Consider the following 14,405-nt stretch of genomic DNA (forward strand, 5'->3'; position numbering starts at 1 on the left):
CAAGGAAAATCCACATATTATTATGAATGGAAATGCTTTGACGAAAAAATAGGCATGGCCTAAGAATCTCCGGCTTCTACAAGCCGGAGAGGTTCAATTGTCAAAAATATTTCAGGGAAAAACAATGTATAAAAAAATTTTAATTTCAACAGTCCTGCTGATTATATGTATGGGTATTGTTTCAGCATCAGATAACAGTACTTCTGATTTGGATTTTTCGGATAATATTGATGAAAGCGGTTTTGAGGATATTGGGCAAAGCCCAGCCGATGATATCCGAAATCAGACAGAAATTGAATCAAAAAATATCACATCATACTATAAGGAAAACTGCGAACTGATGGGATGTCTAAAGGACGACACTAATCAGCCGATTTCAAACAGGACTCTTTCCATTTTTATAAACGGCAAAATTTATAACAAAACCACCGATAATTTGGGAAAAGTCGCTTTAAAACTTAATCTGAAGCCTGGCACATACATTGCAGCAATTAAATTTTGCGGTGATGAGGATTATGCCCCAAGCAGTGCAGATGCAGTTGTCACTGTAGGCAAACCATCTTTATCTATTGAAACTAAAAACTATAAAACCTACTGGCATTCAGATTTATATTTCAGGGCAAAAGTAATTGATAAGGCAACTAAAAAGCCTGTTAAAGCAGTTGAAGTTGCATTTAAGGTATTTACAGATAAAAACAAATATAAGATTTACAGTTCCACAACAAATTCCAAAGGAATCGCCTATCTCAAGAAGAATTTCAAAGTGGGATCATATAAGGTCATCACAAGCATTGCTGATAAAAACGTCGAATCCAAAAGGGCCAAGGCAACATTAACCGTCCTGCCAACAGCTGAAACCGGGTGCTGCTCATTTTATTTGCAGGTAAGCAACACCGAAGCGGTGGCGGGATTCAGGCGTGATGCCACAAATGCCTTAAACATCTATATCAAAGCGGTAAAATGGCATGGAAAAACTGCAATCAAACAATATAAGGAGGCATATTCCTACTTTTTCCATTCAATAACCACATCTGACGGATGGATGGTTGGAACCGGAGGACTGGACAATCCCGGCATAAACAGGGCAATTGAAAATCTTGCAGGTAAAATGGTCAAATCAGGAAAAATCCAACATTCCTACCTGAAAAAGATTCAAAGCTATGAATCACAATTGGGATTGGGTCACTTTTCAATTAAGGCGCCAAATGGAAAATATGCGGTTGTATGGTCAAGCGGAATATACTCCGGTAAATTAAAACCTGGAGAATATCTGAGCTCTCCAAATGGAAAATACTGCTTTAGACATGCAAAATGGACAGTATACAGTAAAAATCCCGCAAAGGCTGCAATAAAGGTAGGCGCTACAGATTCATACGGGATAAATAGGCGTGATATAACCATATTCCATTGGAAAGCCACAACAACCGAAGGCAAAACCTCTTCCCATGTAAAGGTTTATGCCGCAAATGACAATGGAAGATTTGTAGGCATGTCCACAGGATATCTGAAGGATGACATTTACTTCAAAAACAAGTTCATATCCAAAAATAAGCTGCCCGGACCAACTTCAAAGCTGCTTCTCGGAGTCCACAATTTCGGAAGAATAGATAAGCTAATCAAGACACAGACTACAGTCACTGCTCCAAAGATAGTCAAACTTCAAAACGAGTCCAGGCCGTTTTACGTAACCGTCAAAGACAAGAAAACCAATAATGCTGTCAAATACCTTAAGTTGAAGATAAAAATAGCTGATAAGTATTATTCTATCAAGACAAATTCAAAGGGCATTGCCAAGTTCAACACTGACCGTCTTAAAGTGGGCTGGTACAGAGTGGTGATATTTTCAGACAATATCAGGTATTATGTCTCATGCAAGAGTGCCATTAAAGTAACAAATTCAACTGCTTAAATTTTAAGTATAATAATTTCGTAATATTATATACATGTGTTCTATAGTTGGTTTGCAAGGTAGTTTTAAAGGTAATGACATAATAAAAATGCTTAAAAGCTCAAAAAATAGGGGTCCCGATTCATCAGGAATCTGGCAAGGCGAGATTCTCTCAGACATTAACATTAATGATTTTGAAGATGATAATGATTATGAAATTGCTTTTGGGCATAATCTGCTTTCTGTTTATGATAATGAAGACAGAATATCAAAACCGCAGCCAGTAGCTAGCGATAGTCTTGTTTTAGTTTTCAATGGAGAAATCTATAACTTCAGAACCATAAAAAATTTCCTCAATAAGGTAGGTGTTGAAACCGAAATTGTCTCAGACGCCGAGTCATTATTGTATCTGATTGACTTTTATTACCGGAAACTGGATCTGCTTAAGGCAGTACAGGCCGCTGTCAGATTGATTGACGGTGACTATGCATTCGCAGTATGGGATGGTGAAAACCTTGCAATCGCCCGAGACCCACTAGGAGTCAAACCGCTATTTTATGCACAGGATGATGATTTAAATGGATTTGCATCATCAAAACTGTCATTAAAAGAGGTAGGCTTTGCCGAGATTAACACATTAAAGCCTGAACACATACTGTATAACTGGGAGGATATATCCCCTGCCCAACCTATTTATGAAAAAATCTTTGAAGGCGATGTGGCCAAAATTGACAAGATGCTGCGCTTAAGTGTTATTAAAAGAATTGAAGGATTAAACGAGATTGGAGTTATCTTTTCAGGAGGTCTTGACAGTTCATATCTTGCGTTGCTTTTAAAGGAGATATCAGATAACATTCCATTAAAAATCAGATTGTATGCAGTTGGCGCTGAAGGCTCAAAGGATGTGGAAGCGGCAATTTACGCATCAAAATTCCTGAATCTGGACTTGGAGATATTTGAAGTTACAGAAGAGGAGATACGCCAAGCCCTGCCGGAAGTAGTAAGGGCCATAGGCGATGATAACCTTATGAAGGTAGGTGTCGGTCTTACAACCTACTTTGCAACCAGAATGGCAGCTCGTGACGGAATTAAAGTGGCCATTTCAGGTCAGGGTGCAGATGAACTGTTCGGAGGATACAAAAGATATCTGCAAAGCTTTGTTGACGGAACCCTGAACTATGACTTGAGGGTGGACATGTCAAACATGTATCATGTCAATCTTGAACGTGACGATGCATGCTCAATGCTGAATTCTGTAGAGCTCAGATTGCCGTTTCTGGACAAAAAACTTGTGGAGCTCGTATTGAATATTCCGGACAACAAAAAAATAGTATCTATGCATGATGACATGAGAAAAAGCATTTTAAGGAAGTTGGCCTTTGAAGAAGGATTGGATTACGAAATAGCTTACAGACCTAAAAAAGCGGCCCAATACGGAACGGGCATTGATAAGATACTGAGAAAAAAGATTATTAAGGACACGGATATTTCACAATATCTATAATGATTTTTTACTTTTTTTTTGAAATTTACTTTAACTTTATTAATATCAAAAAACATAATAAATATATTATTTATTATTAGGAGTTTAAATTTTATGACAATCGAAAAAGATGCAGAAGATATTATAGAAAAATTCTCAAAAATTTTAGAAGACATTCCGGATTCAGATGAAACCTGGTACATTACAGACAACTTGAATTTAACCCGTGACGATGAAGCTCACGCAAAAAATCCGGAAAAAATATTGAGAAATGCAAATATCGATAAAGAAGGAAATCTCATTGTTAAAAAAGCAGATTGGACAAATTAAAGAAGGGATTTAAATGAAAATGAACTTAGTTCTAGAACTTATGGATGTTCCTGGACAGTTAGTATCAGTATTGGAACCGATCGGAACACTCGGTGCAAACTTGGTAACTGTTATCCACAAAAGGGAATTTAAAAACGAGCAAGGTATGGTTCCTGTCCACATAACAATAGAAGGGGAACGTGAAAACCTTTTCAATGTTATTCAGAAATTCGATGATTTGGGAATTTCTATTGTAGAAATGGACGGTGTAGTTAAAAAAGAAATGATCAGCACTCTTTTATACGGTCATATTGTAGACCAGGACGTTAGAGACACCATGGACAGAATCAATTCATTGAAAGGTGTAGTAATTACTGGATTTGACATAAAATTAGATGGTGAAAAAGAATCCACTGCATTAATTACTCTTGAAACTGATTATGGTAAAAAGCAATTTGTATTTGATAAAATTAAAGAGATAGCTGAAGAAAAACAGCTATTGATGATTAATGAAGTGTAGGGATTATTATGGATGAATGTAGAGTTATTATTATGGGATTCGGTGCAGTAGGTCAAGGTGTGGCCAATGCAATCTCCCTAAAAAAAGATTTAATTAGTAAAAAAACTGGTGTGGCCGTAAAGGTTGTGGCTGCCGCTGATTCATCCTCATCTGCAATATCTGCCGATGGTTTAGATGAAAAATTACTTGTAGAAACAAAAAACAATGAAGGAAAATTATCAGCATATCCCGAGTTCGGGTCTGACATAAGTGGTGAAGATGTATTGGATGCTGTTGATTATGATTGTCTTATTGAAGCAACTCCTACTAATATCGTTGATGCGGAACCTGCATTTTCACTAACACTTAAAGCTTTCGAACAGGGTAAAGATGTTGTAACCTCAAATAAAGGACATTTAGCACTCAAATTCAAAGAAGTAGTCAGTGCGGCTGAAAAGGCAGGTGTGGAATTTAAGTATGAGGCCAGTGTCGGCGGAGCAATGCCGATTATTAACTTCACAAAAGAAACATTGTCCTCATGTGGCATCAAATCAATTATAGGTATCCTGAACGGTACTACAAACTATATCCTATCAAGAATGACTTCTGAAGGCACTGATTATGAAGTTACATTAAGGGAATCACAGGAATTGGGCATTGCTGAAACTGACCCGACACAGGATGTGGAAGGTATTGATGCAGCATGTAAAACAGTTATTCTGGCAAATTCCATTTTGGGAATCGATGCAACATACAGTGATGTTAATGTGATGGGAATATCAAAAATTAACTCACATGCTATCGAACTCGCCAAAAAAGATGATTACCTTATTAAGTTGATAGCTGAAGTTTCTCCTGATGAATTAAGAGTGTCACCACGTTTGGTTAAAAAGGGAAGCTCCTATGATGTTAGCGGAACTTTAAACATGGCTACAATACACACTGATTTGGCCGGAGACGTAACTGTAATGGGACTCGGAGCAGGATCTCTTGAAACTGCTTCTGCGATGTTGACTGATTTAATTAGTATTTTAAAAAATAAAAACTAATTAAATTTCTTTTTTTTATTTTTATATTGATACTATGAAATATGTAATTTTTATCCCTGATGGGTCAAGCGATTATCCTGTAGATGAATTAGATGGAAAAACTCCTTTGATGGTGGCAAACACACCGAATATTGATAAATTGGCAAAAGACGGTTTTGGAGGATTTACAAACAATGTTCCTGAGGGTTACACTCCAGGTTCTGATGTTGCCAACATGAGCATTTTCGGATATGATCCTGCAGATTTCTATACCGGTCGTGGACCTCTTGAGGCAGGAAGTGAAGGCATTCCAACAACACCAAAGGACGTAATATTCAGATGCAATACAATATACAGTGAAAATGATGCAATGGATGACTTTAATGCAGGCCACATTTCCACAGCCGAAGCCGATGAGCTAATGAAAGGATTGAATGAATACTTCAATGAAAAATATCCTGATTTTAAGGGCAAATTCTACACAGGCGTAAGCTACAGACATTTGTTCATATATTCCTGTGATTCAATTGAAGATGCGGAAATGCTCTCTTCAATCAAGACAATGCCTCCGCATGACATCGTCGATGAAAAGCTTGTTGATAACCTGTTCGGCGAATGCGAACTGGCTCAGGAAATCCAGCAGATAATGTTTGAGTCAAGAGAATACCTCAAAAATGCTGATGTCAATCAGAAAAGGGAAATCCCTGCAAACATGGTATGGCTGTGGGGACAGGGCGTAACACCTGAATTGCCTAACTTTGAAGAAACCTATGGAATAACAGCATCAGTAATCACAGGTGTCGATTTGCTTAAGGGAATCGGAAACTTTGCAGGAATGAACATAGTCAATGTGCCTGGCGCAACAGGATACTTTGACACAGACTACAAGCAGAAAGGCGAATATGGAATTGAAGCCTTAAAGGAAACAGATTTGCTGCTGATTCACATTGAAGCTCCCGATGAAGCGGGACATGCCCAAAACACAGAAGAAAAAGTCAGGGCAATCGAGAGAATCGACGAATTCATTGTAGGCCCAATTATTGCCAGTCTGGAAGGGGAAGACTTCAGGGCAGCAATATTGCCGGACCATCCAACTCCAATAAGTGTCGGAACACATACCCGTGACAATGTGCCTCTGGTAATCTATGATTCAGCCAAAGACGGTGACGAATGTGAATCATTCGATGAAGAGGGCGTTAAAAAAGGTTCACTGGAATGTAAACCGGGACACTTTTTAGTTCAAAGATTAATATCAGGAGAATTTTAAGATGAAAGTATTAATGCTTAATGGAAGTCCTCACAAAGAAGGCTGTACCTATACTGCACTTTGTGAGGTTGAAAAGACCTTGAATGAAGTAGGAATCGAAACAGAAATAGTTTGGATTAAGACCAAACCATTGATGAGCTGCACTGCATGTCAGAAATGCAGTGAAATAGGCGAATGTACCTTCGGAAAGGACGGAGTCAACGAATTTGTCAAAAAGGCATATGATGCAGACGGATTCATATTCGGCTCACCGGTTCACTATGCGGCGGCTACAGGTGCAATAACCTCCTTTTTGGGAAGAGCATTCTATTCAAACTCAGAGCCATTCACTTTCAAGCCTGCAGCCATGGTCTGCTCTGCAAGAAGGGGCGGAACCACAGCAACATTTGACCAGCTAAACAAATTCATGGGAATATCCCAAATGCCGATAATCACATCATATTACTGGAATATGGTTCACGGTAACACTCCTGAGGAAGTTCTTCAGGATGAAGAAGGTATAGGTACTATGAGACAGCTTGGGCGCAACATGGCATTTTTCCTGAAATGCATTGAAGCAGGTCATGAAAAAGGATTGCAGCTTGAATCAGAACCTAAACCTCGTACAAACTTTATAAGATAGTTTTATTATGAACATTTTTAAAACTCCTGAAGGATACATTTACTCAAATAGGGCATTACTGGCCCTATTCATTCCACTTTTAATAGAATATGGTTTGGAATTCTTTGTAGGCCTAGCCGATTCCATCATGGTGGCCTCATTGGGTGAAGCCGCAATTTCAGGAGTTTCCCTGGTTGACTTTTTAGTTCAACTGCTTATTTTTTCTTTTTCAGCCCTTGCAACAGGCGGTGCTGTTGTTGCAGGCCAATACTTGGGAGATAATCAGATTGAAAGGGCACAGGATTCCGCAACACAGCTTGTCTGGTTTTCAACAATACTCTCAACAGTTTTAATGATTTTAGTAATAATTTTAAGGCAGTTTCTGATTGGAAGTTTATTCGGACAGATTGAAGCTGACGTATGGCATAATGCGGAAATATATTTATATATCGTGGCATTGTCAATTCCATTTTTGGCAATCTACAATGTCGGAGCGGCCATATTCAGAACAACCAATAATGCAAGGCTTCCAATGAGGATATTGCTCATTTGCGATGTCTTGAATGTCATCGGAAATGCAATATGCATTTACTATTTGGGTTGGGATGTACGTGGAGTAGCTATTCCGACAGTAATATCAAGGGCCCTTGCAGCAGTTCTGATAATGCATTTTGCAGTTGATAAAGATTATAAACTGCACATCAAAAGGACATTGAAGCATAAGTTTGACTTCTACATACTCAGAAAGGTCCTGCAGGTTGGTATTCCGTATGGTGTTGAAAACGGGCTTTTCCAATTAGGTCGTGTGCTTGTCTTAAGTATTGTTTCAACATTCGGAACAATGGCAATAGCTGCAAACTCAGTAGGCTATGCAATTGGAATATTTTCAGTCCTACCGGGTTTTGCAATCAATTTGGGACTGACTGCAGTAATCTCAAGATGTGTCGGTGCAAATGACTATGAACAGGCAAGATATTATAATAAGAAATGTTTGGTCATTGTTGTTGTTTCACACATAGTCATTAACCTGATTATCTTCGCAGGATTGCCGTTTATACTTGGAATTTACAATCTGTCTGCTCAAACTGCAGCTATGGCAACTGAAATGATAATCTGGCATGGTATTTTTGCAATTATAATCTGGCCGTTTTCATTCACAATACCTGCAACATTCAGAGGCGCAGGTGATTCAAAATCAGTAATGTATATCAGTTTGGCGGTCATGTTTGTCTGTAGAATTGGCCTGTCATATGTTATTGCTGAATGGATGGGAATCGGCGTGTTTGGAACATGGATAGCAATGTTTATTGACTGGTATGTACGGGCAGGAATTTATATTTACAGATATTTCTCAAACAAATGGACAGAATACAGAGTGGTTTAATGACACAAATCGAATACAAGGACATACATGAATTCAAAAAAGAGGATTTGCAGGATTTGTTTCTATCTGTGGAATGGTCTTCAGGTCATTTTCCGGAAAAGCTGCAAATAGCAATGAGAAACTTTGAAACAGTAATCTCCGCATGGGATGGGGAAAAGCTGGTCGGCATGATCTGCGCAATGGATGACGGGATAATGACTGCATATGTTCATTATCTGCTGGTAATGCCGGAATACCAGGACAGGGGAATTGGAAAGGAACTGGTTTTTCGAGTCAAAGAAATATATGAGGATTATTTGAGGATTGTAGTTGTGGGCTATGATGAGGAAGTCGGATTTTACGAATCATGCGGCTTTGAAAAGGCAGAGGATGCAAGCCCACTTTTCATAACTGACTTGTGGACATAGGTGTTAATATGGTTTTATTTAGAGGAGACGTTAAGTGTAAAAGTTTACAGAGAAGGACATCAATAAGTGTAATACTGCCTGCAGATAATCTGCATTTCCTGCAGGACAGCGTAGAGATAGTGCCTAAGCCTTACAAAACATTGTATCTGCTTCATGGGCTCTACGGCAGCGACGACATATTCCTTGCAAACACTTCCATTCAGAAATTTGCGGAAGACCACGGCATAGCTATTGTAATACCATGTGGTGAAAACAGCTTTTATGTCGACAACCAGAAGGCACATGCATATTACGGCGAGTATGTAGGTCAGGAACTTCTGGACATCACAAGAAACATATTTCCGCTTTCCGATAAAAGGGAAGACACATTCATTGCAGGCTTTTCAATGGGCGGTTACGGAGCCATTAGAAACGGTTTGAAATACTCCCAAAACTTCTCCAAAATAGGAATGATTTCCGCCGCACTGATAACTGATGATATTGTGGATTATGTAAGTGATGACAATGTGCTTCGCTCCAGGGATTTCTATGAATCCATCTTCGGTGACCTTAATCAATTGAAGGGTTCGGATATGGATCCAAAACATCTGATTGAAACTGCAGATGACATTCCTGACATTTTCATGGCATGCGGCAATGATGACTTTTTGCATGACAAGAACGTTGATTTTTATCAATTTTTAAAATCCAAAGATATTGATGTTGAATTTGTTGAAGCTCCCGGTGAGCATACATGGGAATTTAGCGAGAAGTATATTAAAGAATTCATTAAAAAATTATAATTAACCGGTTAATAACCTATTATATACATTTTAAATTACTTTCTGGAGGTAATGCCTATGAGAATGTGGGAACCTGGAGACCCGATTGAAGGCGGAAACGACACTGGAATTCCCGATGTTAAATATTTTGATTATTTGAAAGACAAATCCGACGATAATGATTATCGCGGAAATGATTCAAATTATAATGATTATTGTCCGAATGATTCAGATTATGCTGAAGACCCTCATAAAAAACGTAATTTGAGTTTTAATGATCTTTTGAAAATGGCTAATGTATCATTTGACATTGGAAACTTTGGCGAAGCCTTAAATTATTATGATCAGGCATTGAATATGCATTACTCTGAAGAAGCAAAAAGCAGAAAGGCAGAATGTATGCATAAATTGGGAAGAAATGACGAAGCAAGCCAGTTGTATTTTGAACTTGGCGACAGATATACATGGGGAAATGATGACAAAAATATTGCTGTAAAATATTATAAAAAGTCCCTTGAATGCAATCCTAATAATGAGGATTCCTTGGACAAATTAGGTTATGTCCTGAAGGAATTGAAAAGATATGATGAGGCATTAACTTATTATGGACGCATAAAATATAAAAATGTTGACTGGGCAATGGCGTTTTGCTATATGAAACTGAAAAAATATCAAAAAGCTCTCTTGTTGTTGGATAGGATTGTCAGGGATAACCCATATCGTGACGATTTTTTGGACCAAAAATGCGAATGTCTGTTCGGATTATCTCGTAGGAATGAAGCTATTGGGCAATGGGAGAGGTTCATTGATTTTCTAATGGAAAATGAGTGTTATCAAAGAGCACTTGATAGACTGGATTTGCTTTCAAAAAGCATCAAAAATGATGACAATTTCATTAATGATAAGCGGGAAAAATGTTTAAAGGAAAAGAAAAGTTTAGAAATTAGATTCAGAGCTATTTTAAAGGTAATGACAAATTATCATATGTATAATCCTAATGGGTTGGATGAAAATGATTTGTATGGATTCATCAAGTTTGTATGTGATGAGTCCGGTGAATCAGTCGATGATATTGTAAGATGGTACAATGCTCCAATGTTGGATTCCTCTTCATTTAAAGCAATATGTGGCGGATATCTTCACTATACTCATTGGGAAAAAATTGTAAAAATGTATGAACAGGGTAGATTTAGGGATTTGTGATATTATGAGATGTCCTGAGTGTGGTAACGAATTGGATGAGGACAATTACTGTGATGAATGCTATAAGTTTTTTGATGAAGACGACTTTGATGAATTTTCTGATGATGATTTAACAAATGACTTTGAGGATGTGGATTACGACTCCATGGTGAATAATGGCGATGAGATTTGTCTTAATTGCACATTCTGGTCTGTAAGTCCATACGGTTCGGCTTATGGTATGGTTTGCAGAAAAGGCCAGTTCAGTGAAGGTCCTGGAGATTCATGCGGACTGTTTGTTCCAGAATCACAATTTGCAAGTTATGGTGATAGTGGACAATACCAGTTTAATGAGACCGGACAGTCCATTTCAAATAAATTGTTTCACTGGAAAAATAGCAGATAGCAAAAAAATTGTTTTTGAAACTTAAATTTTTATATTATTAATTACTTAAATTATAATTGTATTAATTAATTTCATGGAGAGGATTTATTGACAAAGTATATTATAATTACTGGTGGGGTAGTTAGTTCCATAGGTAAGGGTATTACATCAGCATCTATGGGAAGAATTTTAAGATCTTACGGTTTAAAAGTTTCAGCTATTAAAATAGACCCGTATCTAAACTGGGATTCCGGAACACTCAATCCATATCAGCACGGTGAAGTGTTCGTCACTCATGACGGAATGGAAACAGATTTGGACCTTGGACATTATGAAAGGTTTTTAGATGTCGAACTTGATGGAATAGCTAATATTACAACAGGAAAAGTCTATGAATCAGTAATTGCAAAAGAAAGAGAAGGAGGATACTTGGGAGAATGTGTACAGGTCATTCCTCATATCACTAATCGTATAAAAGAGATGATTAGGGAAAACTCTGAAAGTGCCGATTATGATGTGGTTTTAGTTGAACTTGGTGGTACTGTTGGAGATATTGAAAGTCAACCTTTCCTTGAAGCCTTAAGACAACTTAGAAATGAAGAAGGACGTAAAAACGTCATGTTTGTCCATGTTACATTTATCCCCTACCTAAATGCAGCTGGAGAATTCAAAACAAAACCGACCCAACATTCCACAAAAGAACTGAGAAGTGTCGGTATCAATCCTGACGTTATAGTATGCCGTTCACAGGTTCACATTGATGATGCATTGCTTGGAAAAGTAGCTCATTTCTGTGACGTTGATAAAGATGCGGTAGTCAATACTCCCGATGCAGGCACAATTTATGAAGTGCCTTTGGTTTTGGAAGATAAAAACATCGGTGAGTTGATTGTCAATAGAATCGGTTTGGATGTCGAGGCTGATTCCTCAAAACTGGATGAATGGAGGGACATTGTCGAATCTCTCAGAATAACCGAACCTGAGGTTACAATCGGTATTGTTGGTAAATACGTTGAACTTGAAGATTCCTATATCAGTATCCGTGAATCACTGCTTCATGCGGCTGCAAATATTGGCGTTAAGGCCGATATCCAATATCTGAGTTCTGATGTTGAACAATTGGATGAGGATATCTTAAAAACTTTCGACGGTATTCTAATTCCAGGAGGATTTGGAGAACGTGGTTTTGAAGGCAAACTGGATGCAGTGGATTATGCAATCGAAAATAATGTGCCTTTATTCGGGATCTGTCTTGGAATGCAGTCAATGGTAACCCAATTCGCAAGAAGAAACGGCTATCCTAATGCAAATAGTTCTGAGTTTGATGATGATTTAGAATATCCTGTCATTGATATGATGGAAGAGCAAAAGAAAATCAAAAATATGGGTGGAACCATGCGTTTAGGTTCTTACGACTGTAAAATAGTAGAAGGAACCAAAACATTTGAAGCATATGGCGAAGTTGATATTGAAGAGCGTCACAGACACAGATATGAATTTAACAATGATTACAGGGAAGATTTACAGGAAAAAGGTTTAATCATTTCCGGAACCAGTCCTGATGATTTCCTTGTTGAAATTGTTGAACTTCCAAATCATCCGTGGGCTATTGGTTGTCAATTCCATCCTGAATTTAAATCAAGACCAAACAGACCACATCCTTTATTCAGATCATTTTTAGAAGCTATTTACGAGCATTCTAAAAATTAATCTTTTTCTTTTTTTTAATTAATTCTTGCAGATTGCCGCAATATTACACGTTGGCACAATATAACGAGATTAATTTCTATCTAATTAATATTCTAGTTAGTTTAATCTATATTCATGAATTTAAGTAGTATATTTTTAATTCAGATTATCATCACGGTTTTATTTTCTATTCTGGCATCAATTTTTGATGTTAGGAAGGGTTTTGTTCCGGACTGGTTAAATAATTTGTTGGTTGCATTTGGTCTGGCATCGAATTTAATTCTGACATTCCTAACAAGTAACGTTAAATTCATTTTAGCTTCAATTATTTCAATGGTTATCACCTATGCTGTATCATATCTTCTGTGGCAATTGCATTTATGGGGAGGTGGCGATGTAAAATTATTTACTTCAATCGCTACAGTTATACCATTTGGTGCCAGTATTGATTTTTTGAATATTTTTCCGGTATTGTCAATATACCCGTTCACATTCAGCGTCATATTCAACAGCATTCTGGTATCATTTCCGTTTCTGGTAATAGTCACCATCAGATTAATCATAAAAAATAATTTTGTAAGGCAGAATACCGATTTGCTGATAAACATCTTCAATTATAATGCTTTGAAGGCACTCATTCAAACAACTCTAAATAAATCAGTGCCCGTTAAGGATTTAAAAGAGGGAATGATTGTCAATAAATATTGCTTTAATGATGATCATGTATTTAAATTAATAGATGAGCAAAATGAAAATTTAAAGGTTTACAGAAGCAATGATGATGAGTTCCGGTATTATTTTAAATCCAGAAGTGCCGGAGGCATAACAAAAAAGGACGTGACATTATTGAAGGTAATGTGTGCCCAGAAATTTATCTCGGATTCATTATCCATTAAGTTGGGATTTCCGTTCACGCCTGCGATACTGATAGGCCTCATTGTTGCCTTGAGCTATGGTGATTTGATGATGCTGATTACAAAAAATTTGGTTCTGGTGATTTGATGAGGGAGAGCGGCGGCCAGGTTTCTCTTGAATATCTATTGGTATTTTCAGTCTCTTTGATAATTTTAATTGCCTTTACATTGCCACTTTTGGAAAATGCTATGGACAACACATTTGATGTATCCGATTCGATTAAGGTCAAGTCAGATTTATGCAAGCTCTCAAATGCGATTATGAGGGTTTATGGCGAGGGGCAGGGATCTAAACAAACGATATATCTTGACATTGACAAACCAATCAGGATTAATGTAGCCAGCAAGTATGTATCCGCAAATATAAAGCTTAAAGACAATCAGCGAAAAGTGATAAAAGTAAATTTTGATTCAAAATTAAAATCCACTTCCTTTAAATTGTCCAAGGGTGAGAAAACTTTCATAGTTGAATGGCCGGAGAATAGTCAAAACATGATAATCTACGAAAAATAACCCTTTTTTATACAAACTTATTTAAATTGTTAATTTAAAATATTTAAATTAATAGTTAATGGCGTGTGAATTTATGGATATAATAATTGCAATTA

Annotated in this window: 15 protein-coding genes; all 15 read left to right on the forward strand. The window is 37.3% G+C overall.

The window, feature by feature from the left end:
• Positions 1–124 precede the first annotated feature (124 nt).
• The gene (locus QZU83_RS06685; protein WP_295610695.1) at positions 125–1,909 is read left to right on the forward strand and encodes a hypothetical protein; all 1,785 of its coding nucleotides are present in this window, start codon (positions 125–127) and stop codon (positions 1,907–1,909) included.
• Between the two features lie 34 nt (positions 1,910–1,943).
• Positions 1,944–3,392, forward strand: coding sequence for an asparagine synthase-related protein (locus tag QZU83_RS06690; protein WP_295610697.1), 1,449 nt, complete (start codon positions 1,944–1,946; stop codon positions 3,390–3,392).
• 93 nt (positions 3,393–3,485) lie between these two features.
• The gene (gene gatC / locus QZU83_RS06695) at positions 3,486–3,701 is read left to right on the forward strand and encodes an Asp-tRNA(Asn) amidotransferase subunit GatC (RefSeq protein ID WP_295610698.1); all 216 of its coding nucleotides are present in this window, start codon (positions 3,486–3,488) and stop codon (positions 3,699–3,701) included.
• Positions 3,702–3,714: 13 nt separating this feature from the next.
• Positions 3,715–4,200: an amino acid-binding protein gene (locus QZU83_RS06700; protein ID WP_295610699.1), complete on the forward strand. Its 486-nt coding sequence runs from the start codon at positions 3,715–3,717 to the stop codon at positions 4,198–4,200.
• Between the two features lie 8 nt (positions 4,201–4,208).
• Complete coding sequence (locus QZU83_RS06705) at positions 4,209–5,228, forward strand: homoserine dehydrogenase (protein ID WP_295610700.1); 1,020 nt, start codon at positions 4,209–4,211, stop codon at positions 5,226–5,228.
• A 34-nt stretch (positions 5,229–5,262) separates the two neighbouring features.
• The gene (locus QZU83_RS06710) at positions 5,263–6,474 is read left to right on the forward strand and encodes a cofactor-independent phosphoglycerate mutase (RefSeq protein WP_295610701.1); all 1,212 of its coding nucleotides are present in this window, start codon (positions 5,263–5,265) and stop codon (positions 6,472–6,474) included.
• 1 nt (position 6,475) lies between these two features.
• The gene (locus QZU83_RS06715) at positions 6,476–7,096 is read left to right on the forward strand and encodes a flavodoxin family protein (protein WP_295610702.1); all 621 of its coding nucleotides are present in this window, start codon (positions 6,476–6,478) and stop codon (positions 7,094–7,096) included.
• Between the two features lie 7 nt (positions 7,097–7,103).
• Positions 7,104–8,459 (forward strand): MATE family efflux transporter, encoded by a 1,356-nt coding sequence (locus QZU83_RS06720; RefSeq protein ID WP_295610704.1) that lies wholly within the window; start codon positions 7,104–7,106, stop codon positions 8,457–8,459.
• The gene (locus tag QZU83_RS06725; protein WP_295610705.1) at positions 8,459–8,866 is read left to right on the forward strand and encodes a GNAT family N-acetyltransferase; all 408 of its coding nucleotides are present in this window, start codon (positions 8,459–8,461) and stop codon (positions 8,864–8,866) included. Before QZU83_RS06720 ends, QZU83_RS06725 begins: the two co-directional genes overlap by 1 nt.
• An 8-nt stretch (positions 8,867–8,874) precedes the next feature.
• A complete protein-coding gene (locus QZU83_RS06730; protein ID WP_295610707.1) occupies positions 8,875–9,648 on the forward strand; it encodes an alpha/beta hydrolase family protein in 774 nt (257 codons plus the stop codon).
• A 57-nt stretch (positions 9,649–9,705) separates the two neighbouring features.
• Positions 9,706–10,830, forward strand: coding sequence for a tetratricopeptide repeat protein (locus QZU83_RS06735; protein WP_295610709.1), 1,125 nt, complete (start codon positions 9,706–9,708; stop codon positions 10,828–10,830).
• Between the two features lie 4 nt (positions 10,831–10,834).
• Positions 10,835–11,215 (forward strand): hypothetical protein, encoded by a 381-nt coding sequence (locus tag QZU83_RS06740; protein WP_295610710.1) that lies wholly within the window; start codon positions 10,835–10,837, stop codon positions 11,213–11,215.
• Positions 11,216–11,302: 87 nt separating this feature from the next.
• On the forward strand, positions 11,303–12,904 hold the full coding sequence (locus QZU83_RS06745) for a CTP synthase (protein ID WP_295610711.1): 1,602 nt from the start codon (positions 11,303–11,305) through the stop codon (positions 12,902–12,904).
• A 114-nt stretch (positions 12,905–13,018) separates the two neighbouring features.
• Positions 13,019–13,885 carry a prepilin peptidase gene (locus QZU83_RS06750; RefSeq protein ID WP_295610713.1) on the forward strand — a complete coding sequence of 289 codons (867 nt, stop codon included), beginning with the start codon at positions 13,019–13,021 and terminating at the stop codon, positions 13,883–13,885.
• Positions 13,885–14,310 (forward strand): hypothetical protein, encoded by a 426-nt coding sequence (locus QZU83_RS06755; RefSeq protein ID WP_295610714.1) that lies wholly within the window; start codon positions 13,885–13,887, stop codon positions 14,308–14,310. The genes QZU83_RS06750 and QZU83_RS06755 overlap by 1 nt, the downstream gene beginning before the upstream one ends.
• Positions 14,311–14,405: the final 95 nt, after the last annotated feature.

The sequence above is a fragment of the uncultured Methanobrevibacter sp. genome (genome assembly GCF_902771435.1).
Lineage (GTDB): Archaea > Methanobacteriota > Methanobacteria > Methanobacteriales > Methanobacteriaceae > Methanocatella.

Coding starts and splice junctions, on each gene's coding strand:
- gatC (WP_295610698.1), top strand. CDS start 3,486: ATGACAATCGAAAAAGATGCAGAAGATATTATAGAAAAATTCTCAAAA.
- QZU83_RS06740 (WP_295610710.1), top strand. CDS start 10,835: ATGAGATGTCCTGAGTGTGGTAACGAATTGGATGAGGACAATTACTGT.
- QZU83_RS06690 (WP_295610697.1), top strand. CDS start 1,944: ATGTGTTCTATAGTTGGTTTGCAAGGTAGTTTTAAAGGTAATGACATA.
- QZU83_RS06685 (WP_295610695.1), top strand. CDS start 125: ATGTATAAAAAAATTTTAATTTCAACAGTCCTGCTGATTATATGTATG.
- QZU83_RS06730 (WP_295610707.1), top strand. CDS start 8,875: ATGGTTTTATTTAGAGGAGACGTTAAGTGTAAAAGTTTACAGAGAAGG.
- QZU83_RS06725 (WP_295610705.1), top strand. CDS start 8,459: ATGACACAAATCGAATACAAGGACATACATGAATTCAAAAAAGAGGAT.
- QZU83_RS06735 (WP_295610709.1), top strand. CDS start 9,706: ATGAGAATGTGGGAACCTGGAGACCCGATTGAAGGCGGAAACGACACT.
- QZU83_RS06750 (WP_295610713.1), top strand. CDS start 13,019: ATGAATTTAAGTAGTATATTTTTAATTCAGATTATCATCACGGTTTTA.
- QZU83_RS06720 (WP_295610704.1), top strand. CDS start 7,104: ATGAACATTTTTAAAACTCCTGAAGGATACATTTACTCAAATAGGGCA.
- QZU83_RS06715 (WP_295610702.1), top strand. CDS start 6,476: ATGAAAGTATTAATGCTTAATGGAAGTCCTCACAAAGAAGGCTGTACC.
- QZU83_RS06755 (WP_295610714.1), top strand. CDS start 13,885: ATGAGGGAGAGCGGCGGCCAGGTTTCTCTTGAATATCTATTGGTATTT.
- QZU83_RS06700 (WP_295610699.1), top strand. CDS start 3,715: ATGAAAATGAACTTAGTTCTAGAACTTATGGATGTTCCTGGACAGTTA.
- QZU83_RS06710 (WP_295610701.1), top strand. CDS start 5,263: ATGAAATATGTAATTTTTATCCCTGATGGGTCAAGCGATTATCCTGTA.
- QZU83_RS06705 (WP_295610700.1), top strand. CDS start 4,209: ATGGATGAATGTAGAGTTATTATTATGGGATTCGGTGCAGTAGGTCAA.